Genomic DNA, 22412 nt, shown 5'->3' with positions numbered 1-22412 from the left:
TTTCCGTCCGCCAGAATATGTCTAATTGTAAGAAGTATGTCAAAGCGCAATTTTTTTATCGATTGCGGCCGGAGTTATATTAAGATTTCGTTAAGAAGTGAGATCTGACGCACTATTTTTATGCAAGATTCAGCGAGTTTTAATCGGTTTTTTCAATCGTTAGTACTCTGCCGGAAAGCAAATATATTCAAAGGATGAAAATAAATTTGGCTGGGAACGTGCCCAGCATCCCGTTGATTATATAACTCTTTTTGGATGCGCTTTAATTGACCATTCTGCGTTAAATCCTCGCTAAGTACTTGTTTGACCAGTAGGTAAAATTTCTAGAAATAGGCAGTGAGTGATGTTTGCGAGGTGAGTTTTGAATGTTGTGATAGGTAAAACCGTATTGAGTAATACCTTTGTTAATGATCTGAAGCTTGTAAGGATTTCCCTACAACATTACTGCCGATTTCCTGATTGCCAGTCGAAATTCTGATGCTAATTTATCAGCAGATTAGTGCTGTCAGAGAAACTAAATATGCATCGTTCCTGCATGTTTAACTTTTAATATTCCTACCGGGCGCTAATTCATTCCTGAGTATTATTTTATTTTAATAACACAACATTATTATTTTCTTGATAGAAATGGATGCGAGGAAAGTATGAGAAACAATCTTCCGAACTCGACTAAGCCGGCTAAAATAAACCACCCGATTCACGAAGAGTCCTTGGATGAGGATATTCCTGAACAGCTAGATGTGCGTGAAGAGTGGGATATTCATAGCGACTTTGATTCCATGCTACAGACCCTAGCGCCGCTGAAAGTTGACCTCGCCCTCGAGGGGGAAACCGGCACCGGTAAAGACACCTTTGCCCGCCGCCTGTATGAGCGCTCCGGCTGCAAAGGGGCTTTCGTGCCGATTAACTGCGCGGCAATCCCCGAATCACTGGCCGAGAGCGAACTGTTCGGCATTATGGCCGGTGCCTACACTGGCGCAACCCACGCCCGCGCGGGCTACATTGAAAGTGCCAACGGCGGGATTTTATTCCTCGATGAAATCGACAGTATGCCGCTGAGCCTGCAAGCCAAGTTGCTGCGCGTACTGGAATCGCGCAGCGTTAGCCGTTTAGGCAGCACGCAACAAATTCCCTTGGATTTACGCATTGTGGTGGCGTCGCAAAAGCCGCTGTCGACTTTGGTTGAGCAGAAGCTGTTTCGCCAAGATCTCTATTTCCGCCTGACCACCATCAAAATTTCGCTGCCTGCGCTGCGTTCACGCATTAAATACATCATTCCGATGTTTGCCCGATTCAGTCAGGAAGCGGCGCTGCGTTTAAATTGCGCGCTACCTTCTATCACCGCCAATCTTAGTGAATCGCTGATCATGCACGACTGGCCGGGCAATATTCGCGAGCTGAAAGGGGCGGCGGAACGCTTCGTGCTCGGCATGCCTCCTCTGGGCAATGCCACGCGTTTAGACAGCGGATCTTTCCGCCTGAAAGAGCGGATGCGCCGCATTGAACACTGCCTGATAGAAGATTGCCTGATGCGCCATCAGAACAAAATTGTCAGCGCCGCCAATGAGCTGGGTATCCCGCGCCGCACCCTGTATCAACGCATTAAATCGTTGAATAGTTTAGATTAATCCGTTTTTCTAGGCGGATTCCTAATCCGCTAAAAATCGTGAAAATAATTGCCCCATGATGGAACCCGTCGCCGCGTAATCCTACTCAACTTGTGAATGAACACTCATTCACTCTATTCACCTTGAGAGGAGTAACACTATGGGCCCGTTAAATATTCTTGGTGGTTTGGCGTCAAGCGCCGCTGGTAGTGCTTCTAGCCAAGCTCTGCAAGCTGGTTCCGATGCAATCCAAGGCCAGTCTGTACAAGACACCCTGACCAAAATGGAACGTGACCGTCAGAACGCACAGATCGCTGGTGTGCAAGGTTCTGCGACCACTTTCATCAGTGCTATCCAACAGAACAAAATTTCGTTCTAAGTGTTAACAGGGAACCGATGCTGGTTCCCTGTATCCCCTTCCTGTGCAGTCGCGGAGTGACATTATGAAAATCAATCAACCCCCTGTTATCCAGCCATTGGCGGCACCTGACCTGTCGGGCAGTGAAGGAAGTGGAGTCACCCCAGCCGACGCGAGCTTCTTTGCCTCAGAAATTGGCCAAAGCAGCGATGCCGACGGCAATGATTCTAATGGCCTGCTGAACCACGTCTCCGGCATGTTCAAGCAGATCAATATGGACAGTCGCCACATCAGCAATGAGTTAACCAAGGCTGCCGGTTCTACCGACCCGATGGCGCTCAACAAAGTGGGCGGCGACTTGTCGAAGTACGATTTAGAAAACCTGATGAACGCCAAAATCGTCTCTAAGTCCGTACAGGGCCTGGATAAACTGACCAACTTGCAATAATGACCATGGTTAAAATCGCGCTGAAGATCTTCTCAACCCTGCTGATTGTTTTGGCCTTAGCTGGCTGCGAACAAAGGGTGGTTCTCAATACCGGTCTGACCGAAAACGACGCCAACGACATTATCGCCGAGCTGTCCCGCTACAAAATCTCTGCCGATAAGCAGATAGATAAAACCGGCGTGACCGTGCTGGTGGACCAAGACACTATTGAGCGTTCGGTGCAGATCCTCAACGCGGCCGGTTTGCCGCACAAAGCGCGAACCAATCTGGGTGAGGTATTCCAGAAAAGCGGCATTATTTCTAGCCCGCTTGAAGAGCGAGCACGCTACATATTCGCCTTGTCGCAAGAGGTGGAGTCCACGCTGGCGCAGATTGATGGCGTAGTGGTGGCGCGGGTTAACGTGGTGCTGCCAGAGCGCGTCGCGCCGGGCGAGCCTATCCAACCCGCCTCGGCTTCAGTATTTATTAAGTACCAGCCGGACCTCGACCCGGACAGCATCGAGCCGCAAATTCGTCGTCTGGTTTCTACCAGTATTCCGGGGCTGGCGGGCAAAGATAACAGCGCGCTGTCTATCGTGTTTGTTCCGGCCGAGGTCTACAAAGATCACGTTGAAATGGTCAACCTTGGGCCTTTCCAACTGACCATGAACCAGTACGGCACGGTAAAAATGCTGTTTCTGGCTCTGCTGGTGATACTGGCGTTGATCGCCATCGCACTGGTGGTGAAACCGAAAATTCAGCGGCGCATGGCAGCCAAAAAGGGCGCTGACGTCACCCCAGAAAACGCATGATATTCAGGGTGGGATAAACCATGAATGACGCACAAGCTTGGTTGCACTGGTGGACCGAGGGGTATTGGCAGCAGGCGGAAGAGAGCTGGCACAGTCTGGCTTTCTTCCAGCAGCCCGACTCCTTAACGTCGCGCTTGCAGTCAATCGACCCGCAGCTGATAGCCCGGCAGTTAGGGATTGAAGCTCGGCTGCCGTCCGCGCCACACGCCTTGACTCTCAGCTTACTGGCGCTGACGGCGCAGCAGCAAAACCTCGTGCTGCGCCTGACGGCTGAAATTTGCGGAATCTACTCCCCCGAACCCAATGACCCGTTATTGCCGGACGAAGCCCAGCAGTGGTGCAAGCGCATCTCCCGCGCGCTGCGCCCCGGCCTGTGGCTGCCGGACAATCTGGCGTCGCCTTGGCAGGTGACTTGCCTGTTGTTGTTGCGCCACGTGTTGCCGACAGGTTGCTGGCAGCGCGTGCGTTTCCTCTTCCCCCAGCCGTGGGTCAGCGCCTGTGAAGCCGAGCAGGGCGCTGAACTGGCACACAACAAGCTGCTGCCGCTGTGGGAATCCGCGCTGTGGCGGGCTTCACTGCCGGTCGCCTTGGCATCCGGCCCGGCGCAGGAGACACAAGATGTGGCAGCTTAAAACCCTTGAACTGCTGGCTGATACCCAGCCTGCCGACAGCATCCTGCTGCCGCAGGCTATTTTGCATCAGCATCAGCAAGGTATTTCGCTGATTGAAGAGGCCCAGCGGCAGGCGGAGCAGATCCTGCAACAGGCCGAGCTACAGGCCCAGCAGCTGATTGAGCAGGCGCGCTATGACGCCGAGCAGCAGGTGGCCGACCTGCTGGCTAATAGCCAAGCCGAGTTTTTGAGCCGGGCGGAAACCCTGTTCGCAGGCTGGCATGAGCAGCAGATCGAGCAGGAAGCGATGATCGTCGGGCGAGCCAGCGAGTTACTCAATCAGGTGATGACGCGCCTGCTGGAAGACACCAGCCCGGCGCAGCAGATGAATGCCTTACTGCGCCAGCTATTGCAGGCCCAGCCGCGCGGCCAGCAGGCTACCCTGTGGTGCCATCCGGCCAATAAAGAGCATATTACTCAATGGCTTGAAACCCGCCCGCACCTCACGTGGGAGCGGCAGTTTGATGAATCTCTTGAGGTTGACCAACTGCTGTTAGAGACCGCCAGCGGCGAATTGCGCATTGGCTGGCAGGCGCTGAAAACCCAATTACTGCGCGCCACGGCCTAAAATAGGCCATTCATCAATTTAACCTGCCTAATGCTTACAATTTAACTCAAAGTATTGATTAAAACCCGCCGCATTTTTGGAACCAATTGCCTCCCACCGCTACTCATTATCACCTTTAGTCAAAGCAGGAGGTGAGTATGAGCAGTTTCGATAAGGTACAGCGCCGTCTCGATTCGGCACTGATAACCAGCAATTCCAATGTCTATGACTTAGCCCGTGACTCTATGGGCGGGGCGCCGGACTTCTCCGATATCGTTGAATTCAAGCAAGCCATGCTGCGCGAATCCACCGCTAACTGGGCGTCTGGTCAGTTGAGTTCGCTCACGCACGATCTGAGCAAAGGCATCATCGATTCAATTAACTAATGTCTGCAACGGCTCGTGGCTGGCTGAATCTGGGTAGCTTCAGAGCCGTTTTTTGCTTTTACACACTCATTAAGACTCGACGGAAATCAGGGCAACGATGCGCACAACGACTCTTTTTATCTCTTCGAACGGACTGAGTCCTTTATTGAAGAGAGACATTCTCCCTCAGAGGGGAAAATCGCTATGAAGACCTTTTCAACCAAACTGACTCACACCCTGATGGCCGCCACGCTGGCATTAAGTCTGGGCAGCCTCTCTTTTAGCGCCTTAGCCCGCGCCCCGGACGGCTGGAGCAGCGGTGCCTATGCCTACTCGGCGCAAAACACCCCGCTGCGCACCGTGCTGGCCGACTTCGCCAGCAGCCACGGCGTGACGCTGAAGCTGGGCAATGTGCCGGAAGCCACGGTGAATGGCCGTCTGCGCGCCGACAGCGCCGCGACCTTCCTCGACCGCCTCGGCCTTGAGTACCAGTTCCAGTGGTTCGTTTACAACGACATGCTCTACATCAGCCCGCAGTCCGAGCAGATCTCCAAGCGTATTCGCGTCTCCTCGGAAGCCGCGCCGGATTTAAAGGACGCCCTCGACGGTATCGGCCTGCTCGAGCCGAAATTCGGCTACGGCGAGCTGCCCGATGATGGCGTGATCTTGGTTACCGGCCCGCCGGAGTACGTGGCGCTGGTCAGCCAGTTCAGCGAGCAGGAGAAAGATTACAAAACCGGCAAAGAGATGATGAGCTTTCCGCTGAAATACGCCTCGGTCTCTGACCGCGAAATTCATTATCGCGACAAAACCCTCACCGTGCCGGGGGTGGCTACCATCCTCAACGAGCTGTTGGGTAAGAAGAACAACAAGAGCGCGCAGGGCGTGAAGGCCAGCGGTAACGGCCAAGACGGCCTGAGCCAGCTGTCGCAGCAGCAGGCTGACAGCATTCTGTCGAGCCTGATCCAGAGCGGCGACCCGCACGGCTCTAATGATGATTTTGACGATGGCAAAAGCGGCCTGAACCCACTGGTTTCCGCCGACGTGCGTAACAACGCCCTGCTGGTGCGCGATGACCCGAAAAAACGCGAGCAGTATCAGGCGCTGATTTCGCAAATCGACGTGCCGCAGAAGCTGATTGAGATTGACGCGCTGATCGTCGACGTTGACCGCCACGCCATGTCGGCGCTCTCCGCCAACCTTGGCGGCAGCTTCGGCAACATCACCGCCGGTTCGACCTTGCTCGACGGTAGCAGCACGCTGTTCGTCACCGACTACCAGCGTTTCTTCGCTCAGGTGCAGGCGCTGGAAGGCAACGGCAATGCCTCGATTGTGGCCAACCCATCGGTGCTGACGCTGGAAAACCAGCCTGCGGTGATCGACTTCAGCCAGACCGCCTTTATCTCCACGGTCGGCGAGCGCGTGGCTAACGTCACGCCAGTCACCGCCGGGACCAGCTTGCAGGTGATCCCGCGCGCTATCGATAACGGCGGCAAATCAACGGTTGAGCTGATTGTTGACGTTGAAGACGGCAAGTTGGACAAGGGCGATGACGGCCAGGCCACCGGCGACAGCCGCGCGGTCGTGAGCACGCAGGCGCAGGTGCAGGAGAAAAACTCGCTGGTGATGGGTGGTTTCCACTCGCGGGAAACCGGCGACGAAGAGCATAAAATACCCATCCTCGGCAGCATTCCGCTGATTGGCAAATTGTTCACGTCGACCCGTCACGAAACCTCGCAGCGCGAGCGCCTGTTCATCATCACGCCGCATCTGGTGGGGGATCAGGTTGACCCGTCGCGCTACATCGGCGACGAGTTCCGCTCCCAGCTAAACGGCTCGTTGGAAGAAGTACAGCGCCGCCAAAAATATGGCTCGATTAAGAATGACGTCGAATCCGCCATGCGCGATTTGGCCGAAAGCGATATCCCGGCAGGCTTTAATCCGGGCGGCGAGGGAGTGGGGATCAACACCCTGTGTGACCCGCTGCGTGGCATCGCTTACGACACCTCGCACAGCCAGTGGTTTAGCAATAAAAACGTGCAAATCACCGTGGGCGTGGTGCGCAACACCTCGCTGGCTCCGCTGCGTTTCGACGAAGCAAGCTGCCGTGGTCAAGACGTGCTGGCGGTATCGGTCTGGCCGAGTGCTTCCCTTGCACCGGGCCAGTCGGCTGAAATCTATGTGGCGTATGAGTCGCGCGGCACGGCTCGCCGTACCCGTACCTCTCTGCTGAGCACTACCCGTTAAGGAGCTGCAATGAAGATTCGTTTAGCGTTACTCGCGGTAGCCAGCCTGTTGCTCAGCGCCTGTGCGGCCTCCAATGACAACGGCTGTGACAAGGCGACTTGCCGACCGTTGTCTAATCCGCACAGTCTGACTATCTGGTGGCCCTCAGATATCCGCAACGGCGTTCAGGATTATTCTCAAATCCCGGTCGGTCGTTAACTCTACGCGCCGTGTGCAGCTTATTGCACACGGCGCATTGCCTTGATTTATATCGGTTTAACTTCCAACTTATCCCCGCATTTCTTTTGCCGTTTTTCGCATAAATAAACCGCTTTTCACTGGCTAATCGGGGAACCCACGGGCCGATTTTGTCACTTAATCATCAGACTTCTGCACATTGTTAGCGAGTCTGGACATCTTATGCAGATGCCTATTTTCCTACATATCCACGATAGTGAGAGGCGACAAAAATGAATAATGCTATTGGCGGTGCCAATCTAACCTTTACCGTTCCGTTATCTGGAAACTCCGCGCCAACGCAAAGCTTCAGCCCACTCAGCTCTGGCGGCGGTGACTTTATGTCTCAACTGGCTGCCGCCATTACTAACGCGCTGTTCGGCGGCCAACAGGGTGCGCAGGGCGCACAGGGTAACCAAGGCAACCAGTCTAACTTTGGCGGTGGTCAGGGCGGCGGTTTTGGCGGCGGCTCACCGGTTGGCGGCCAACAAGGCGGCGGCAGCTCACTGCAACAGCTGCTGGCAGAAGTGATGCAAGATTTGGGCATCACGCCACAGAACTCACCGTTTAACGGCCAGTCAGGACAAACGGGTCAGGCTAACGCAGGCGCGTTCAGTCAAGGGATGCAAAACGGCCTGAGCAACCCATCTCAGGGCGGCAGCATGGGTCCTACTGGCGGTCCCGGCGGCTTCGGCGGTCCGGGTCTGGCGATGCCTCCGCAGCAGCAATCGCAGTTCAGCCCGGCGTCTATGCAGGGTCCGGGCAACTTCCAGCAGCTGGGTAACCAGATGGGCAGCGCGATGTCTAACAAAGCTGGCCTGCAACAAGTTGATGATATGACTGCCAAAAGCGGTCCTTTCCCAGGCATGAACAAAATTGAAGGCGGCTCGAAAGAAACAGCTCAAGAGATGGGTAAATTCATGGACCAATACCCAGACATCTTTGGTAAGCCGGACGCCGGTAAACTGCCGGGGCTGGTGGGCGGCAACAAGCACAACAGCAGCTGGGAAGATGCCCTGAGCAACGGCGGCATGCTGAGCGATGACTCAGTGAAGAAATTCGAGCAGGCCAAAGGCATGATGAAAAGCGTGATGGAAGGCGACATGGGCAACCCGAACCTGCAACTGCGCGGTATCGGTGGCTCTTCAGTAGGAATGGACGCTGCAATGACCGCCGGTAACATCAACAAAGCGGCGATGAATCAACTGGTTTAAAACCTTAGTACCTCTCGTTGTGCCGAACGACAAGGATGTCGTTAATAGTTGATAATAAGAAGTTTTACCAGCATTACCCTCTTTGGCGACTCTCATAGGTCGCCTTTTTTATTGGGTATTTTTCAGGGGGAATTTGCGACTTGGCTTAGTCTTCGTATTCAATAATTTGGTCACCGACCTGCTCTTCCAGCTCGCGCAGCAGGCGGTAGATTTGAGCCACGGCTTTGAGGGTTTCGCGCGGGATATAAGCCCCTTCGCGGGTGGTGCGGTAGAGGGTACGGGTCAACCAGATATAGCGAATAACCGGGATTTTGGCGTCGTGCGCCATTTTGATCACTTCGCGCACCTCTTCATCTTCGGTCTTAAACACCAGCTTCGGCAGCGGCGTTTCATCCGGGCGATAGTACAGGCCGACGGCGAAGTGGGTAGGGTTGATAAGCAGTACGTCGGCGTTTTCCACATCGGCCGGAGCAACGCGTTTTTTCGGCGCTTCGTTGGCTAACTCCTGCGCCAGCTGTTTGCGGTGTCCCTTGGTGTGCGGGTCGCCTTCGTTCTGTTTGTACTCGTTTTTCAGGTCTTCCATACTCATGCGGTTCTGCTTGAGGAAGAAGTATTTTTGCAGCCCGTAGTCCGCCACGCCAAAGGCCAGCAGCACGCCAAAAATGGTGCGAGTGAGCTTCTCAAGGATCTCGACGGCGGCGTGGATAAAGCCTTCCAGCGACGTGGTCGACAGCTCGGCAATCTCACCCAGTTTAGGTGTGATCAGTTTGTAGAACACGAAAGCCATCACCACCGCTTTCAAAATACTCACCAGCAGCTGCACGAACTGGCGGCCAGAAAACATCTGCTTGAACTTGCCCATGGGGTTGAGCGCGTCGAGCTTGAGCTGCAACGCTTCGGTGGCAAACAGCGGGCCGAACTGCGCCCAGCCGCCGACAATGCGCAACAGCACCGCCACCCCCAGCGTCATCATGAAAAACACCGCCACCAGCAGCAGGGCGCTGCCGACAATATCATTGAGTGCCGCGTCGAACGGCTGATCGAGGCGTTGCAGCGGCAGCATGATCAGCGCCTGAAGCTTCTCCAGACTCTCATCCACCATGGCGAACACGGTTTCGGTTACCCCGAGCATAATCAGCAGCTTGGGAATGTCCTGACTCTGACTGACTTGCCCCTTGCGTCGCGCTTCCTGAAGTTTTTGGGGGGAAGCTTTCTCCGTTTTTTCGGCCACTACAAAGGCCCTCCTTTCGGGAAGACCAGCGCCAGATGGGCAATCAGGTCATGGAATGTCGAGAGCTGGTGGTTGGCGAGGTATTCCAGCGTCGGCAAATACATCAGGAAAAACAGAATGCCGACGATGCTTTTCAGCGGCACGGTCAGCACCGTAGCCTGCAGTTGCGGGCTGTAGATACTTAACACGCCAACGCAGAAGTCGAGCAGCATCAGCACTAAAACCAGCGGCGCGGCGAACAGCACGATGTGGGTGAACATGTCGGCCAGCAGGTCGAGAAAATAGCTGAAGCCCTGCACGGTAAAGCTTGGCAGCCAAGACTCCAGCGGCCAGAGCCGGTAGCTGTCCCAAATCACCTGAGTCATCAGCGACAGGCCGAAACTGAGCATCATCAGCATGATGAACCACTGTTGCAGCATATGGCCGATGATGGTGACGTCGGGGCCGAGCGACGGGTTGAGCTGTCCGCCGGACATCGCCCCGCGCTGGTTATCAAACAGCGCGCCTACGGATTCGAAGATCCAGAAGGGCAGGGAGAGCAGGATGCCGAGGAACATGCCGATCACCACCTCTTTCATGGCGATACCCAGCAGCACGTAAGGGTCTTCGGACATGGCCGACACCGCGGGTTGCAGTGCCGGAACCAGAAACAGCGACAGCGAAACGATGATCGCGCTGCGCACCATGCCTTTCAGGGTGAAAAAGGAGAAAGCCGGAACGATCAGCAGGCAGGGGAAAATACGGGCTATGCCAAAGCCCAGCGCCAAAATATGGCTGAACAGGCCGTGCATCAGCGTACTTAACATATTATGGCGCGTTCACTGTGGCCATCATGGCGAAGGCGGACTGCGTGAGATCCAACAACTGCACGCCAATCCAGCGCCCGGTCAGGGCAAGGGTAGCTCCCACCGCCACCAGCTTAATGGCGAACGGCAGCGTCTGGTCTTGCAACTGCATCACCGCCTGCAACAGCGAGATGATGATCCCGATGATCACCGCCACCGCCAGCGGCGGCGCGGAGAGCATCACCACCAGCACCATCGCCTGCTTAAACATGTAGATAATATCCATACTTCTTCACCCTCAAAAGCGTCACAAATAGCTGTAGAACAGCCCGTCGAGCAGGCGCGTCCAGCCGTTGGCCATCACAAATAACAGAATTTTTAGCGGTAACGAGATGGTCATTGGCGACACCATTTGCATCCCCAGCGCCAGCAGCACGTTGGAGACAATCAGGTCGACAACCACGAAGGGGATGAAGATCAGGAAGCCGATTTTGAAACCGCTTTGCAGCTCTGAGAGCACGAAAGCCGGGATCAGCAGCATCAGGTTATTGCGATCTTTCACCGCCGAGTCGGCCATATCCTTCGGCCACATGCGCTGGGTGTTCTCCTGCAAGTGCGTCTCGATATCGGCGTCCGTGTTGTGCTGCATAAAGACGGTCAGAGGCTGAATGCCATTGGCTAAAGTACTTTCCAGCTTTTCAGACGATGTGGTGTCTATCGGCCGGTCGGTAAACCGCTGGTGCATGCCGTTAAACACCGGCGCCATCACGAACAAGGTGGCGGCCAGCGCGATGCTATAGAGCGCCATGTTTGGCGGGATCTGCTGCACGCCGAGGGCGTTTCGCGTCAGCATCAGCACAATCGAAATCTTTAAAAAGCTGGTGGTTATCATTAACGCCAGCGGCATTAAAGAGAGCGCGCCAAGCAGCAGCGCCAGCGCCAGCGGGTTAAAGGCATTCAGGTCGGTGGTCATTACACACCTTTCTCGGCGCCAACAGGCTGGTTGTTGATGATACTGGTCAGTTGCAATCCAAGGCGTCCATCGACGTTAACCAACTCCCCTTTGGCAATCGGGAAACTGCCGTGACACAGCATGGCCGCGCCCGGCGTGACGTTATCCACCACCACCGTCGAGCCAACGTCCAACTGCTGCAATTCGCCCAACGTCAGTTTGAGCTGCCCGCAGCGAATGCTTAATTCCAGCGGCAGGGCGTTAAGCGCCACGTTGAGCTGACTCTCACCGCCGATGTCGTCGTGCATTTCGCTTTGCGCGTAACACCCTGATTCCGTCTCATCCACGTGTGGATAGGGATTATCTTCATCTTCAGGCAGCAGTGGGTCATTCGGATAGCTCATGGTTAACTCCTTGATATCGTAAAGTGAAAAGTAGGCGCTGTGCGGGGAGTCGGGCGAAGGTTGTAACGCTCCGTGCAGTGCCAATTGTCCGATGTTAATCACGCCGTCACCTTCAACGCTGAAGTGCGAAGAGGGCGCACGCAGAACATCACCTGCCTGTAATTGGGTTATCTCTTCCAGCGGCAGCGAGAAGGTCGCCACCACCAGAGGTAAGTTGAGCGGCAGGGCTTCAATCAGCGCCGCGCCTTGTGGCTGCCAGCCGGGCGTGGCCGCCAGGTGATTAAGGCTTTCTGCCGACAGGCGCAGCTGGCTGCGGGCCTGCTGACCGGCAAAGTTGACCTGAATCTGCAAACAGAGCGTGTCCGGGTTGCTCTGCGCCGAGTCCAGCGGGCGCAGGTTGCCGAACAGCGACGCCACTTGGCTAAACAGGCTCTGATTGAACAGCCCCCAGTACCATTCGCCGTCGTCATCGCTGTCGCCGCTCATTGCCGGGCATTCGCTGAGTAAGGAGAACAGCGGGGCGAAATCGCTGAAGGCCAGAATTCCCGCCGCGCTGTTGAAACGCTGCCAATGGGCGTCGCTGGCTGTGTTTTCGCTCAGGCGAATACTCAACTCACCGGGCTGATTTTCATGCCAGAAGGCCAGCGTCTGGCCCTTGCCTATCCAGCGGCGGGCGTCGGCCTCGGCGCGGCTTTGCTGTCTAAAAATGAGTGAACTCATGCCCATTTATCCTGCGTGCTGTCCTGCGGGCGGCCGTCTTGCAGGTTGAAGCGCAAGCGCACTCGCTGCCCGAGACGCTGCGACAGCGAACGTCCGCAGTTCTCCTGCGCGCCGCGCACGGCTTCAAAACTGCCGCGTGAGAAGGCCAGCGCCACTTCCAGCTCGCCGCTGGTGTTTTGGTTCACCTGCGCGGTGACTTCCCCCAACTGCGGCAGCAGCAGGCTGAAGGTCGCCGGGAAGGCGGGCTGCTTGTCGATACCCTCCGTCAGCGCCGGTTCGACAATTTGCCAGCAGGCCGGAGGCGGGGCAGACTGCGCGGTTTCACTGGTTTCCGACAGCATCGGCTGGAAGCTCTGCCCGGCGTTATTGTCAGTCAGCATCACCGGCAGCATTGGGGCCAGCGGCTGGTCGTCGCCGGAGAGCAGGCTGGCGAAATCGTCTTTGTCGCGATTCAGCCGCTGTTTGTCCGCACCGCGTGACGGCGTAGAAGGGCGGCTGCTCTGCTGGCTCGATGCTGGAGTAAACGGCAGGTTTTTGGGCTGCGCGGGCGCTTTCGGCTTGTTGTCATTCGGCGTCGGGTCCGGGCGGTTTCTCGCCTGAGCCTCGGCCTGCGCGTCGCTGTTATGGTGCTGCGGTGGGCGGGCCGTCGAGGCCAATGGGTGAAGCAGAGGGCGATGCATCATGAGTGATTTCCCTGATGTTGCTGGAGCAGATACTCCACTTTTTCCACTTCGCGCTGGCGCAGGGTGACGTCGCGCTGGGCATTTTCATTCTGTTGCTGCTGCTGTTGGCGGTCGGCGTCTAACTGCACCAGTTGGTGCTGTTGTTGTAAAACCGCGAGGCGGCGCGACTGCTCGTCATTCAAGGCTTTCCGCAGCTGGTTCAAGGCTTCGGTCTGGCCGACATGCTGGGCATCCACCAGCTCGCTGGCGGTGCTGTAGTGCTCGCGATGCTCGGTAAGTTTTACCTCACCGGCGCTCAGCGCGTGGTCGCAGGCCACCAGTTTGGCGGCCTCGGCGCGTTGCAGGCGCTCACTGCGGCTTAGGCGCTGCTTGCGGATAGGCAGCAGCACTTTGAGAATGCGGTGCAGCTCTTCGGCTTGCAGATCGGGCTCTGGCGGGGTTTCGGCATCAATGTGTCGGCGCATAGCGGCTTACCTCAGCAAGGGCGTAACGAACATCTTCGAAGGTGGTCGGCGAGCGGCCCGCCTGACGCAAATAGGCATTAATGGCGTCCTGCGCCACCACGGCGGCGTCCACCATGGCGTCGTTGCCGGGCTGGTATTCGCCAAGGCGGATCAGCATTTCAACCTGTTGATAAGAGGACATCAGCTGGCGCACCAGCGAGGCGTCCTGCATCTGGGATTTCTCTACCACGCTGGACATGGTTCGGCTCAGGCTGGCTAAAACGTCAATCGCCGGATAGTGGCCGCGCTCGGCCAGACGGCGGGCCAGCACGATGTGGCCGTCAATCAGCGAGCGCACTTCGTCGGCCACCGGGTCATTCATCGAGTCCTGCTCGATAAGCACGGAATAGAGCGCGGTAATAGAACCTTTGGAGGTTTTCCCCGCGCGCTCCAGCAGGCCCGGCAGCAGGGTGTAAACCGACGGAGGCAGGCCGCCACGGCCCGGCGGCTCGCCCAGCGCCAGACCGATTTCACGCTGGGCGCGGGCGAAACGGGTCAGGGAGTCGATGATTAACAGCACGCTTTTGCCGCTGTCGCGGAAGGCTTCGGCAATCGAGGTAGCGGTAAAGGCAGCGCGGGCGCGCTCCATGCTGCTGCGGTCCGAAGTGGAGCAGACCAGCACGGTGCGGCTGCGCAGCTCGGCATCCAGCTCGTGGTCGAGGAATTCGCGCAGCTCGCGGCCACGTTCGCCAATCAGCCCGAAGACAATCGCGTCGCACGGCGTATTACGCGCCAGCTCGGCCAGCAGGGTCGTTTTGCCGCAACCGGCACCGGCGAACACGCCGACGCGCTGGCCGACGCCGATGGTCAACAGGCCGTCAATGGCGCGAATGCCGGTGGTCAGCGCGGTGTCGATGCGCGGGCGGTCGGTCGGAGAAGGCGCGTCGCCCAGCACCGGCGTGGCGTTAGGGTGTTCGCTGGATAAGGCGAAAGCCGAAATACTGTCTTCATCAATGGCGCGGCCAAAGCCGTCGAGCACGCTGCCGAGCAGCGCTTCGGACACCGCGATGCTGTGCGGCTGAAACAGCGGCACCACTTTGGCCCCTTGCGCCACGCCGTCCAGCGGGCCAAGGGCTGAAAGTAGGGTGTGATGCGGGTTGAAGCCTACCACTTCGGCCATCATCTCTTCATCGCCGCTGCGGCTGACGCGGCAAAGATCGCCAATACGCGCCTGCGGCAGACTGCTCTCCAGCAAAATACCGTTGATGCCGGTGATTTTGCCGCTGGCGGTGACCGCCGAAACGGCACCCAGCGCCTGTGAGCGTTGCTGATACCAGCTATCCAGTGCGTCTACGGCGTTCATTACCAGTTCACCGTGATGTCGCTGTTGTCCTGCCCGCTGAACTGCACTTCGTTGGCACTGATGCGCACTAAGCGGAAGCCGTCGTGCTCGTCGCCGATAAACAGGCGCTGGCCGTCGTCAGTGACGATATTGGCCTTGCTGCCGTCGGTGATTTGCGTGATGCGGAACGGCAGGGTGGTGGCGCGCGCCTCGGTGTCGTTAATCAACGGCACGCCCAGCTGATAGTTGTTTTCCACGTTGTCGACCATTCTTTGGACAATGGGTAACTGTTCTTTAGCCAGCGAGCCGCGCAGGATAATGCCTTTTTGCGAAGTATCGATTTTCACCTGATTGTTCAGCTGGCGCTCGCGCAGCATGTGATCCACCACGGCGCGCATGGCGGCCTGATCGTCGAGGTGCGGCTTGCTGATTTGCGCGGTGGTGTCGTTGCTTTGCTCGGCCATGCCCGGCTGTAAAATCCAGCTGGTCACGGTGATGGCGAAAAGCAGCATCAGCGACACGGCAGTGATCTGCGCCCACGGCGGCAGTAGGCGTTTGATCAGCGATTTTTTTCGCCGGAGTCGGCGCGATGCGGCCATCGTTGCTGGCAGCCTGAAATGCCATCTCGGGCTGGGACACGGACTGCGCGGCAGGCTGGCTGACAGCCGGGCCGCTGGCCCACGCGGCTTCGGCGGCCTCAAGACAGATCCACACGCCGTTGAGGGTGAAAATCTCCCCCGGCACAATATTGAACGGCATGGTCTGGCGTTCGCCTTCGCGATTGCACACCACGCCGTCTTCGGCCTGAAGCTGCCACTGAATCTGTTGACCCGCCGGGTCGTCTTGACGTATGAGCTGACAGTGGCGCGCCTTGATGCCATTGTCACAAAGTTGCAGGTCGCTCTCGACCGCGTTGCCTATCCACCACAGATTGCCGCTGAGGGGGAGCGCGGCACCTTCATGAAGACCATTTAAGACTCTGAGCTCATACATGATGACGTCCTTATGCGTTGAAGGATTCGAGTGAAGTATTCAGCTCAATACGGCCCAGCACGTTAACCGGCAGATTGAACTGCAACTCGGCAAACGACAGGACAGGTACATGGTTGAATTCATCCTGAATCAACATTCGTAGCGGGCTGCGTAAGTCTTGCGCCGTTAACAGCACGCCTGACAACGAATCAAAGGGTGAGAAGATCTCTCTTAGGCGTTCTAGTAATTGGGAGTGCTGCTGTTGGTCCAGCGCGAAGAAGGTATCGCTCTGGGTCTGACGCAGGCTGTCGCGCAGCACTTCTTCGGTTTCCGGCGTCAGCAGCCAGACCGGCATGCCGTCGTCACCGGCATACTGGTGGCAAATGTGCTCTTTCATGTCGATACGCACCTGATCGACCAGCAGGTTGACGTCGCGCTCGTGCTGGCCGTGCTCAATCAGGGATTCAGTAATGCTGCGCACCGCGCGCAGTGGGATGCGTTCCGCCACCAGACGCTGCAACACGGCGGTCAGGCGCGGCAGTGGGAAGATGCGCTGGAACTCCTGCGCCAGCTCCGACTGTTCGCTCTCTAACCAGCCCAAAATGGCGCGGGTTTCTTGCAGGCCGAGGAAGCGCGGGCTGTTGGCGAACAGCGCCTGCTCCATGCGGGTGAGCAGCAGCTGCGAGGCGCTCCACACCGGGATCTCTTTCTGTTGCAGCAGGCTGTCGTTGTCCGTCAGCCAGAGGAATTGGTTTTCATTGCGGCGCTCGTTGCCCGGCGTGCGGCCGTTGTTTTCATTGCGCTGCTCTTCGGTCAGCCAGCGCGAATCGACGGCGTAGCGATCGCGGCTGAGGCTGGCGATCACCTGTGGGATTTCATACACGCTGAAGCGGAACTCGTCGTCAGGCATGGCAGTGGTGAATTCCACATTGAACGGCGGCAGGGTGAAGCCGTAGCGATAGACAATGCGGTTACGCATGCGGCGGATATCTTCCATGATCTGATTGACCATAGGATCGCCATTCAGCGCCGCTGGGAAGCTGAGTAAGAAGAAGCGGGACGGGTTGAAGGAGCGCAGATCTTCGCTGCCGTTCATGTCCGGCGCGACGGCGTCGACCCCTTCATGCACCACCTGCGAGGCTTTCTTGCGCGCGCTCCACAGCTGGAAGGAGCCGGTGGTGCAGGTGATGGCGGCCAGAATAATAAAGATAACCGTTGGCATCCCCGGCAGCAGGGCGAAGCACAGCATGCCGAAGGAGGAGATGATCCAGGCTTTCGGCTGGCTGGTCAGCTGCTCGGTGATTTCGCGACCAATATTGTTGTCTTGAACTTCATCGTTGCCCGACACGCGGGTGATGATCATCCCGGCGGTCAGCGAGATAAGCAGGGCGGGGATCTGAGCAATCAGGCCGTCACCGATGGTCAGGATCGAGTAAGTGTGCATTGCATCGCCCGCCGCCATATCCAGCTGCAATACGCCGATACAGAAGCCGCCGATCATGTTGATGAACAGGATAACCAAGCCGGAGATGGCGTCGCCTTTAACGAACTTCATCGCACCGTCCATGGCACCGAACAGCTGGCTCTCTTTGGCTAAGTCTTCGCGGCGCTTTTTCGCCTGCTGCACGTTGATCATTCCGGCGCGCAGGTCGCTGTCGATGGACATCTGCTTGCCCGGCATGGCGTCGAGGGTGAAACGCGCTGCCACTTCCGCCACGCGTTCAGAACCCTTGGTGATAACCAGAAAGTTGACCACGGTAAGAATTAAGAACACCACCAGACCGACGGCCAAGTTGCCGCCCACCACGAAGTCGCCGAACGCCTGCACGATGTGCCCGGCGTTCTGTTGCAGCAAGATTTGGCGAGTGGTGGAAATCGACAGCGCCATGCGAAACATAGTGGTCAGCAGCAGCACCGCCGGGAAGGTGGAGAAGGCCAGCGGCTTTGGCAAGTACATCGCCAGCACGATCAGCAGCGACGACAAACTGATGTTAACGGCAATCAGCACGTCAATCAGCGGCAGCGGCAGCGGAATAATCAGCATGAAAACGATCGCCAGCGCGATAGCCGCGCCGACGATTTCTGAGCGCTGCATCGCGCTGATGGCAATTTTATTTAACAGGTTAAATAGGGTATTCATCTACAGCCTCAGGCCATCTCCATGCTCAAAATGGGTAACCACGGCATTAGCCGCCGGTCGATGTTTTAGTTTGTCGGGCCATTTTCTGTTCCCAAGTGACGTACTCACCAATCAGTGAACGCAGCATGGTCAGCGCGCTGCCGCGGTTTTTGTCGTCGCGCCACAGGGTGGCGGGCAGTTGCTGTAGCAGCGGTAACAGCTGGTTGAAAAACACCGACTGATGCTGCGGCTGCGGGCCAGCCACTTCCTGCCCAAGGTTGGTCAGGTCGCGGGCGTAGAAGCCGTTTTGGGTCAGATTGAGCAGGCGGCGGGTCAGCTGCGAGCCGTCGAGAGAGATGTGCGGATATTTGCTGTTCATGCGCTGCAACAGGGTATCGACCGCCGACATGGTGTGCGTAATGGAGCGCGTGTCATTCAGGCCGCTCAGCACTTTGCGCAGCGCCACCGGCGTCATTGACGGAGCCAGCGCGGCGATGTCGTCAGCCAGTGCACGCTGCAAGGTGCGCAGGGCGGGCATAAACCCCTCTTTGCCGAACTTGTCGAGCAGGGCATCGAAAATCGACCCAGAGGATTGCTGACCAATCACCGAGTTGTAATAGATTTGGCGCATCGCCTGTTTCTGCTCAGGCTGGGTAGTAAACAGCGAAATAGCGGCGGCGGTGTTGACGCCAGCGGCAATTTGCTCGCCGAACTTGCTGCCAAGGCTGGCCAGCGCCTGCTGAATACTTTCAATTGCCGCGCTGTCCTGACTCTTCTGCGCCTTCTCCAATGACATGCGCAGCAGGGTGTCGGCTACCGCCGGGTCGCCGTCGGCGGCGGAGACATACTCTTCCGGAGTGGCGCCGCCGCTGCGCGAGGTCAGGGCGTCAATCGCCCCCTGCTGCTTGCTTTGGGTCGCAGAGGGTTGGTTGTCCAGCAGCTGATAAAGCTCAGTCAGGCGCTCGATTTTGTCGATAGCCACCCGCAGGCGTCCCGCCGGGCGGTTATTCGCCGCGCGCTGCTCGTCAATTTTTGAGCGGCTTTCAATGGACTCAGCCAGCTGCGTCCCGCCTTTCTCCATGGCTTCGGCAAATTCCACCGCCGGTGATTTCACCTTGCGGGGAGTGGTGACGCTCTTACTGCTGTCGTCGCTGTCGCCGCCATCAATGTCATTCAGCTCATCGGCCGTCGGCTGAATCTGGTGATGTACTTTCGGAAGGGGGGGATGAATTCGCATAAACACCTCTACAGGTCAATGCAGTTGTGTGGTGCGTAATGCGGCGCGGTTCCGTAGGAATTGAAATTTTTAAAGGCCCAACTGAATCTGTGTCAAAAGTTGCACAAGTGGCCAAAAAAGCTGTGTCGCTTTAGACTCGGAATGGTCCTAATACGACTTTGCGTGTTATACAAATCAATGAGTTAAAGTGGTTTTTTATGCTGGCACGGCGCTTGCTATAGGAGTAACTCCAACCCTTATTAGGAGTTCTCAAATGTCAGCATTATTAGATTATGAAATGCACTACGTTGATCAGCCTTTCCCACAGCCGGTACCGGTAGTTCGTTGGGAGAGCGTGATGAGCCAGCAGGAAAAGCGCCTGATTAACTTCATCCGTAAACGCGTGGCAAACTACGCTGACGTGGAGGACTTAGTTCAGTCTACGTGGCTGGAAGTGTTGAAAAACAAGCATAAATATTCAGGCGCTTCTCGCCCTGAGACGTGGGTTTTCGGCATTGCGCTGAATCTGGTGCGCAATTATTATAAATCGCGGGCCACGAGTTTCCTGCACGATGAGTTAAGCGATGAACTGCTGAGCCAGCTGCCTTGCCACGACAAGCCAGATGACCTTACTGCCGGACACCGCACCTTAACCAAAGTGCTCAGCGTTGTGGCGCACCTACCCGAAGAATCCCAGCAAATGTTACAGCTGATCGTCGACGGTGATATTAGCTATCAGGAAGTAGCGCTCGAAATGGCAATTCCGATTGGCACCGTCCGTTCCCGTCTGTCGCGCCTGCGTCAGTCCCTGCGAAACGAGCTTGATCCGGATATCGCTTTCTAATTTCACATGAAAAATATGAAAATTGGTCGCCAATAACGTTGCCCTGTTCTGTGAACGCAGGGTGATGTTAATGCGCCACAGGATCAACCGGCAATGCTAGACAACAAACCGCTGCATGAAGAGTTATCTGCCGCTACCAATCTGACCGACGCGGCTTTCGAGAATTTGCGCGAATCGGTTTATATCATTGATGACAACAACCGTATCGCCTACGCCAATCGGCATGCGATGAAGCTCATGGGCGAAACCGCCCAGACACTGTACGGCAAAGATATTCTCTCTTTCTTGCACGGGCATCAGGAACAGAATATTTTGGCCCTGCTGTGGCAAGTGGAAACCACCAGCTACGGTGATAAATTTAACGTGTTTTATGCCACCCAGACCCAAGGCATTATTCCCGCCGAAGTCTGTACCAGCCGATTTATTTACCAGCAACGACAGCACGCGACCGTAGTAATTTGCGACACGCGCCACCGCAACGATTTACACCGCTTTTACTACGAACGCGAAAACAGCCTGCGCGGCATGTTGAAAAACGTGCCCGACGTGATGCTGCGTGTTGATACTCATCTGCGCTGCCTGTATGCCAACGAGGCGGCCCAACGCTGGCTGGACTATGTCGACGGCCCGCTGGTGGGGCAGACATTGCAAAACGTGTTGGAAAACAGCCTGTTGTTCCAGCAAATCGCCCTGTCTGTGCGCTCAGTGGTGCAGACCGGCAAGCTGTTCGAGAACGTGTTACGCAAGCTCGACGGCGAAGAGGAGTCGATTCTTCAGCTGCGCTTCATCCCGGAATTCAGCGACCGCCACGTGTTGAAATCGGTGCTGATCACCGGTCAGGACATCACCCGCCAGTTCAAAGACGACCAACTGCTGAAACGCACCCACGAGCAGCTACGCCAGATGACTCAGCAGATTCAGGTGAGCGTGGAGAATGAGCGCAAGAATATTGCCCGCGAGATCCATGACGAGCTGGGCCAGCGGCTGAGCACGCTGCGGGTGGTTATCTCCCTGATGCATGCCGAAGGGCGTGAGTGCAGCGAGCAGATGCAGGCGCTGAAGGACATTGTCGACGGCACCATCCGCGTGGTGCGCGACCTGTCGACCATACTGCGCCCGGCGGTCCTCAATATGGGGCTGATCCCGGCGTTAAGATGGCTGCGCGATGAGTCGAATAAATATCATCGCGACTGCTGCTGTACGCTGGAAGTGAATGAGGATGAAATCGCGCTTTCCGACGAGCACACCACGGCGATTTTCCGCGTGGTACAAGAGTCGCTGACCAATGTTTATCGCCACGCGCAGGCCAGCCGGGTGCATATCAAAGTGGTTCAGACTGGAAGTTCGCTGGCTATTGACGTGCGCGACAATGGCCGGGGATTTGATGTCAACAGCGTGCCTTCTACCGCTTTTGGCCTGCTGGGCATGCGCGAGCGCTGCACCATGCTCGGCTGGGAATTACAGTTTTGCAGCCAGCCGCAGCAGGGAACTCACGTGCGCATCACGGGTGAATTACCGGCATCATATTAAGATAGGTTATGTTTAATGCCGAAACGGATCATTTCGGCATTACTGCTGAACTGCATCTTTTCCACCATTCGCGCCTTGTGCGTACTCACCGTTTTATTGCTGATTTTCAGCGCCTCGGCGATGGCGTTAATGCTGTCGCCTCGGGTCAGCATCGATAGGATCTGCTTCTCCCGCTGGGAAAGGGTGGCGTAGCGATACTGCTCGCTGGTGTCGCCGTTGGAGAAGATAATTGCCTCCGCCAGACTGGGATCGATATAGCGCTGGTGCTGACTGACACGATGAATGGCATTGAGCAGGGTTTGCGGGTCCTGATCCTTGGTGATAAAGCCCTGCGCGCCGCTGTTAAGCACGGTCATCGCCACCTGCGGCTCGTTATACATGCTCAAGACCAGCACCGGCAGGCGCGGCCACTCTTTGGCAATTTTGCGCACCATCTCGGTTCCGCTGATGCCGGGCATGGAGAGATCGAGCAGCAAAATGTCGCATTCGGTCTGCGCCAGCGCGGTCAATACCTCTTCGCCATTGCCTGCTTCGGCAACCACGGTCAGTTGTTTATCCAGATTAAAAATCTGTTTTAGCCCTTCGCGCATCAGTACGTGATCGTCGGCGAGCATTAATCTTATGGTTGTTTGCATGAGGATAACGATTTTTCTTATTGTGGCGGCCGATTCAGAATAATCCGGAAATGGTCGATTTTTGAGTGAGTG

The 22412-nt window shown here is 56.6% G+C and carries 24 protein-coding genes and 1 pseudogene; 12 read left to right on the top strand and 13 right to left on the bottom strand.

The features are described from left to right. Positions 1-779: 779 nt before the first annotated feature. From GEAM_RS13090 to GEAM_RS22395, 10 genes are all read left to right on the top strand, one after another. Positions 780-1628, top strand: coding sequence for a sigma 54-interacting transcriptional regulator (locus tag GEAM_RS13090; protein ID WP_100937564.1), 849 nt, complete (start codon positions 780-782; stop codon positions 1626-1628). A 139-nt stretch (positions 1629-1767) separates the two neighbouring features. Continuing rightward, the gene (locus GEAM_RS13085) at positions 1768-1986 is read left to right on the top strand and encodes a hypothetical protein (protein WP_034792186.1); all 219 of its coding nucleotides are present in this window, start codon (positions 1768-1770) and stop codon (positions 1984-1986) included. A gap of 64 nt (positions 1987-2050) precedes the next feature. Then, positions 2051-2413, top strand: coding sequence for an EscI/YscI/HrpB family type III secretion system inner rod protein (locus GEAM_RS22405; protein ID WP_051899514.1), 363 nt, complete (start codon positions 2051-2053; stop codon positions 2411-2413). A gap of 5 nt (positions 2414-2418) precedes the next feature. Continuing rightward, a complete protein-coding gene (gene sctJ / locus GEAM_RS13075) occupies positions 2419-3204 on the top strand; it encodes a type III secretion system inner membrane ring lipoprotein SctJ (RefSeq protein WP_034792268.1) in 786 nt (261 codons plus the stop codon). Between the two features lie 20 nt (positions 3205-3224). After that, the gene (locus GEAM_RS22400; RefSeq protein ID WP_051899513.1) at positions 3225-3836 is read left to right on the top strand and encodes a hypothetical protein; all 612 of its coding nucleotides are present in this window, start codon (positions 3225-3227) and stop codon (positions 3834-3836) included. Further along, the gene (sctL, locus tag GEAM_RS13065; RefSeq protein ID WP_034792184.1) at positions 3823-4443 is read left to right on the top strand and encodes a type III secretion system stator protein SctL; all 621 of its coding nucleotides are present in this window, start codon (positions 3823-3825) and stop codon (positions 4441-4443) included. Before GEAM_RS22400 ends, sctL begins: the two co-directional genes overlap by 14 nt. A 137-nt stretch (positions 4444-4580) precedes the next feature. Then, positions 4581-4808, top strand: a complete 228-nt coding sequence (locus GEAM_RS13060) for a hypothetical protein (protein WP_034792182.1) — start codon at positions 4581-4583, stop codon at positions 4806-4808. A gap of 183 nt (positions 4809-4991) precedes the next feature. Next, positions 4992-7034: a type III secretion system outer membrane ring subunit SctC gene (gene sctC / locus GEAM_RS13055; RefSeq protein ID WP_034792180.1), complete on the top strand. Its 2043-nt coding sequence runs from the start codon at positions 4992-4994 to the stop codon at positions 7032-7034. A 9-nt stretch (positions 7035-7043) separates the two neighbouring features. Next, the gene (gene hrpT / locus GEAM_RS13050; protein WP_034792178.1) at positions 7044-7232 is read left to right on the top strand and encodes an HrpT family type III secretion system protein; all 189 of its coding nucleotides are present in this window, start codon (positions 7044-7046) and stop codon (positions 7230-7232) included. Positions 7233-7483: 251 nt separating this feature from the next. After that, entirely contained in the window at positions 7484-8464 is a 981-nt protein-coding gene (locus tag GEAM_RS22395; protein ID WP_051899512.1) for a hypothetical protein, read from the top strand. A 145-nt stretch (positions 8465-8609) separates the two neighbouring features. Here GEAM_RS22395 and sctU read toward each other — a convergent pair whose 3' ends face one another. The 12 genes and pseudogenes from sctU to sctW form a co-directional block, all read right to left on the bottom strand. Continuing rightward, on the bottom strand, positions 8610-9695 hold the full coding sequence (sctU, locus tag GEAM_RS13040) for a type III secretion system export apparatus subunit SctU (RefSeq protein WP_034792176.1): 1086 nt from the start codon (positions 9693-9695) through the stop codon (positions 8610-8612). Beyond that, positions 9695-10501, bottom strand: coding sequence for a type III secretion system export apparatus subunit SctT (sctT, locus tag GEAM_RS13035; protein ID WP_034792174.1), 807 nt, complete (start codon positions 10499-10501; stop codon positions 9695-9697). Before sctT ends, sctU begins: the two co-directional genes overlap by 1 nt. Position 10502: 1 nt before the next feature. Further along, positions 10503-10766 carry a type III secretion system export apparatus subunit SctS gene (gene sctS / locus GEAM_RS13030; protein WP_034792172.1) on the bottom strand — a complete coding sequence of 88 codons (264 nt, stop codon included), beginning with the start codon at positions 10764-10766 and terminating at the stop codon, positions 10503-10505. Positions 10767-10787: 21 nt separating this feature from the next. Then, complete coding sequence (gene sctR / locus GEAM_RS13025; RefSeq protein ID WP_034792170.1) at positions 10788-11453, bottom strand: type III secretion system export apparatus subunit SctR; 666 nt, start codon at positions 11451-11453, stop codon at positions 10788-10790. Further along, the gene (locus tag GEAM_RS13020) at positions 11453-12556 is read right to left on the bottom strand and encodes a FliM/FliN family flagellar motor switch protein (protein ID WP_051899511.1); all 1104 of its coding nucleotides are present in this window, start codon (positions 12554-12556) and stop codon (positions 11453-11455) included. The genes sctR and GEAM_RS13020 overlap by 1 nt, the downstream gene beginning before the upstream one ends. Next, positions 12553-13239 (bottom strand): type III secretion system HrpP C-terminal domain-containing protein, encoded by a 687-nt coding sequence (locus GEAM_RS22390; protein WP_051899510.1) that lies wholly within the window; start codon positions 13237-13239, stop codon positions 12553-12555. Before GEAM_RS22390 ends, GEAM_RS13020 begins: the two co-directional genes overlap by 4 nt. Then, positions 13236-13703, bottom strand: a complete 468-nt coding sequence (locus tag GEAM_RS13010; RefSeq protein ID WP_034792168.1) for a hypothetical protein — start codon at positions 13701-13703, stop codon at positions 13236-13238. Before GEAM_RS13010 ends, GEAM_RS22390 begins: the two co-directional genes overlap by 4 nt. Next, positions 13687-15051, bottom strand: coding sequence for a FliI/YscN family ATPase (locus GEAM_RS13005; protein WP_034792166.1), 1365 nt, complete (start codon positions 15049-15051; stop codon positions 13687-13689). Before GEAM_RS13005 ends, GEAM_RS13010 begins: the two co-directional genes overlap by 17 nt. Beyond that, on the bottom strand, positions 15045-15536 hold the full coding sequence (locus GEAM_RS23465) for a hypothetical protein (RefSeq protein ID WP_425591322.1): 492 nt from the start codon (positions 15534-15536) through the stop codon (positions 15045-15047). The genes GEAM_RS13005 and GEAM_RS23465 overlap by 7 nt, the downstream gene beginning before the upstream one ends. 238 nt (positions 15537-15774) lie before the next feature. Then, positions 15775-16017, bottom strand: a pseudogene (locus GEAM_RS23460) (FHA domain-containing protein); the annotation flags it as partial. A gap of 10 nt (positions 16018-16027) precedes the next feature. Continuing rightward, a complete protein-coding gene (sctV, locus tag GEAM_RS12995) occupies positions 16028-18136 on the bottom strand; it encodes a type III secretion system export apparatus subunit SctV (RefSeq protein ID WP_034792164.1) in 2109 nt (702 codons plus the stop codon). A gap of 46 nt (positions 18137-18182) precedes the next feature. Then, positions 18183-19352, bottom strand: a complete 1170-nt coding sequence (gene sctW / locus GEAM_RS12990; RefSeq protein WP_051899507.1) for a type III secretion system gatekeeper subunit SctW — start codon at positions 19350-19352, stop codon at positions 18183-18185. Positions 19353-19605: 253 nt separating this feature from the next. Here sctW and GEAM_RS12985 point away from each other — a divergent pair, with 253 nt between their 5' ends. Both GEAM_RS12985 and GEAM_RS12980 read left to right on the top strand, forming a co-directional pair. Beyond that, entirely contained in the window at positions 19606-20175 is a 570-nt protein-coding gene (locus GEAM_RS12985) for an RNA polymerase sigma factor (protein ID WP_034792162.1), read from the top strand. Between the two features lie 93 nt (positions 20176-20268). After that, positions 20269-21705, top strand: coding sequence for a PAS domain-containing sensor histidine kinase (locus GEAM_RS12980; protein WP_051899506.1), 1437 nt, complete (start codon positions 20269-20271; stop codon positions 21703-21705). Here GEAM_RS12980 and GEAM_RS12975 read toward each other — a convergent pair. Next, a complete protein-coding gene (locus tag GEAM_RS12975) occupies positions 21702-22340 on the bottom strand; it encodes a response regulator (protein ID WP_034792161.1) in 639 nt (212 codons plus the stop codon). The genes GEAM_RS12980 and GEAM_RS12975 overlap by 4 nt on opposite strands. Positions 22341-22412: the final 72 nt, after the last annotated feature.

The organism is Ewingella americana ATCC 33852, assembly GCF_000735345.1.
GTDB classification, from domain to species: domain Bacteria; phylum Pseudomonadota; class Gammaproteobacteria; order Enterobacterales; family Enterobacteriaceae; genus Ewingella; species Ewingella americana.
Note: the sequence above shows the minus strand (reverse complement) of the source record. Positions and strands in the feature narration are given on the sequence as shown.

Excerpts from the sequence above, each read along its gene's own strand:
- GEAM_RS13090 (WP_100937564.1), top strand. The coding sequence starts at position 780 with ATGCTACAGACCCTAGCGCCGCTGAAAGTTGACCTCGCCCTCGAGGGG.
- GEAM_RS13085 (WP_034792186.1), top strand. The coding sequence starts at position 1,768 with ATGGGCCCGTTAAATATTCTTGGTGGTTTGGCGTCAAGCGCCGCTGGT.
- GEAM_RS22405 (WP_051899514.1), top strand. The coding sequence starts at position 2,051 with ATGAAAATCAATCAACCCCCTGTTATCCAGCCATTGGCGGCACCTGAC.
- sctJ (WP_034792268.1), top strand. The coding sequence starts at position 2,419 with ATGGTTAAAATCGCGCTGAAGATCTTCTCAACCCTGCTGATTGTTTTG.
- GEAM_RS22400 (WP_051899513.1), top strand. The coding sequence starts at position 3,225 with ATGAATGACGCACAAGCTTGGTTGCACTGGTGGACCGAGGGGTATTGG.
- sctL (WP_034792184.1), top strand. The coding sequence starts at position 3,823 with ATGTGGCAGCTTAAAACCCTTGAACTGCTGGCTGATACCCAGCCTGCC.
- GEAM_RS13060 (WP_034792182.1), top strand. The coding sequence starts at position 4,581 with ATGAGCAGTTTCGATAAGGTACAGCGCCGTCTCGATTCGGCACTGATA.
- sctC (WP_034792180.1), top strand. The coding sequence starts at position 4,992 with ATGAAGACCTTTTCAACCAAACTGACTCACACCCTGATGGCCGCCACG.
- hrpT (WP_034792178.1), top strand. The coding sequence starts at position 7,044 with ATGAAGATTCGTTTAGCGTTACTCGCGGTAGCCAGCCTGTTGCTCAGC.
- GEAM_RS22395 (WP_051899512.1), top strand. The coding sequence starts at position 7,484 with ATGAATAATGCTATTGGCGGTGCCAATCTAACCTTTACCGTTCCGTTA.
- sctT (WP_034792174.1), bottom strand. The coding sequence starts at position 10,501 with ATGTTAAGTACGCTGATGCACGGCCTGTTCAGCCATATTTTGGCGCTG.
- sctS (WP_034792172.1), bottom strand. The coding sequence starts at position 10,766 with ATGGATATTATCTACATGTTTAAGCAGGCGATGGTGCTGGTGGTGATG.
- sctR (WP_034792170.1), bottom strand. The coding sequence starts at position 11,453 with ATGACCACCGACCTGAATGCCTTTAACCCGCTGGCGCTGGCGCTGCTG.
- GEAM_RS13020 (WP_051899511.1), bottom strand. The coding sequence starts at position 12,556 with ATGAGTTCACTCATTTTTAGACAGCAAAGCCGCGCCGAGGCCGACGCC.
- GEAM_RS22390 (WP_051899510.1), bottom strand. The coding sequence starts at position 13,239 with ATGATGCATCGCCCTCTGCTTCACCCATTGGCCTCGACGGCCCGCCCA.
- GEAM_RS13010 (WP_034792168.1), bottom strand. The coding sequence starts at position 13,703 with ATGCGCCGACACATTGATGCCGAAACCCCGCCAGAGCCCGATCTGCAA.
- GEAM_RS23465 (WP_425591322.1), bottom strand. The coding sequence starts at position 15,536 with ATGCTGCTTTTCGCCATCACCGTGACCAGCTGGATTTTACAGCCGGGC.
- sctV (WP_034792164.1), bottom strand. The coding sequence starts at position 18,136 with ATGAATACCCTATTTAACCTGTTAAATAAAATTGCCATCAGCGCGATG.
- sctW (WP_051899507.1), bottom strand. The coding sequence starts at position 19,352 with ATGCGAATTCATCCCCCCCTTCCGAAAGTACATCACCAGATTCAGCCG.
- GEAM_RS12985 (WP_034792162.1), top strand. The coding sequence starts at position 19,606 with ATGTCAGCATTATTAGATTATGAAATGCACTACGTTGATCAGCCTTTC.
- GEAM_RS12980 (WP_051899506.1), top strand. The coding sequence starts at position 20,269 with ATGCTAGACAACAAACCGCTGCATGAAGAGTTATCTGCCGCTACCAAT.
- GEAM_RS12975 (WP_034792161.1), bottom strand. The coding sequence starts at position 22,340 with ATGCAAACAACCATAAGATTAATGCTCGCCGACGATCACGTACTGATG.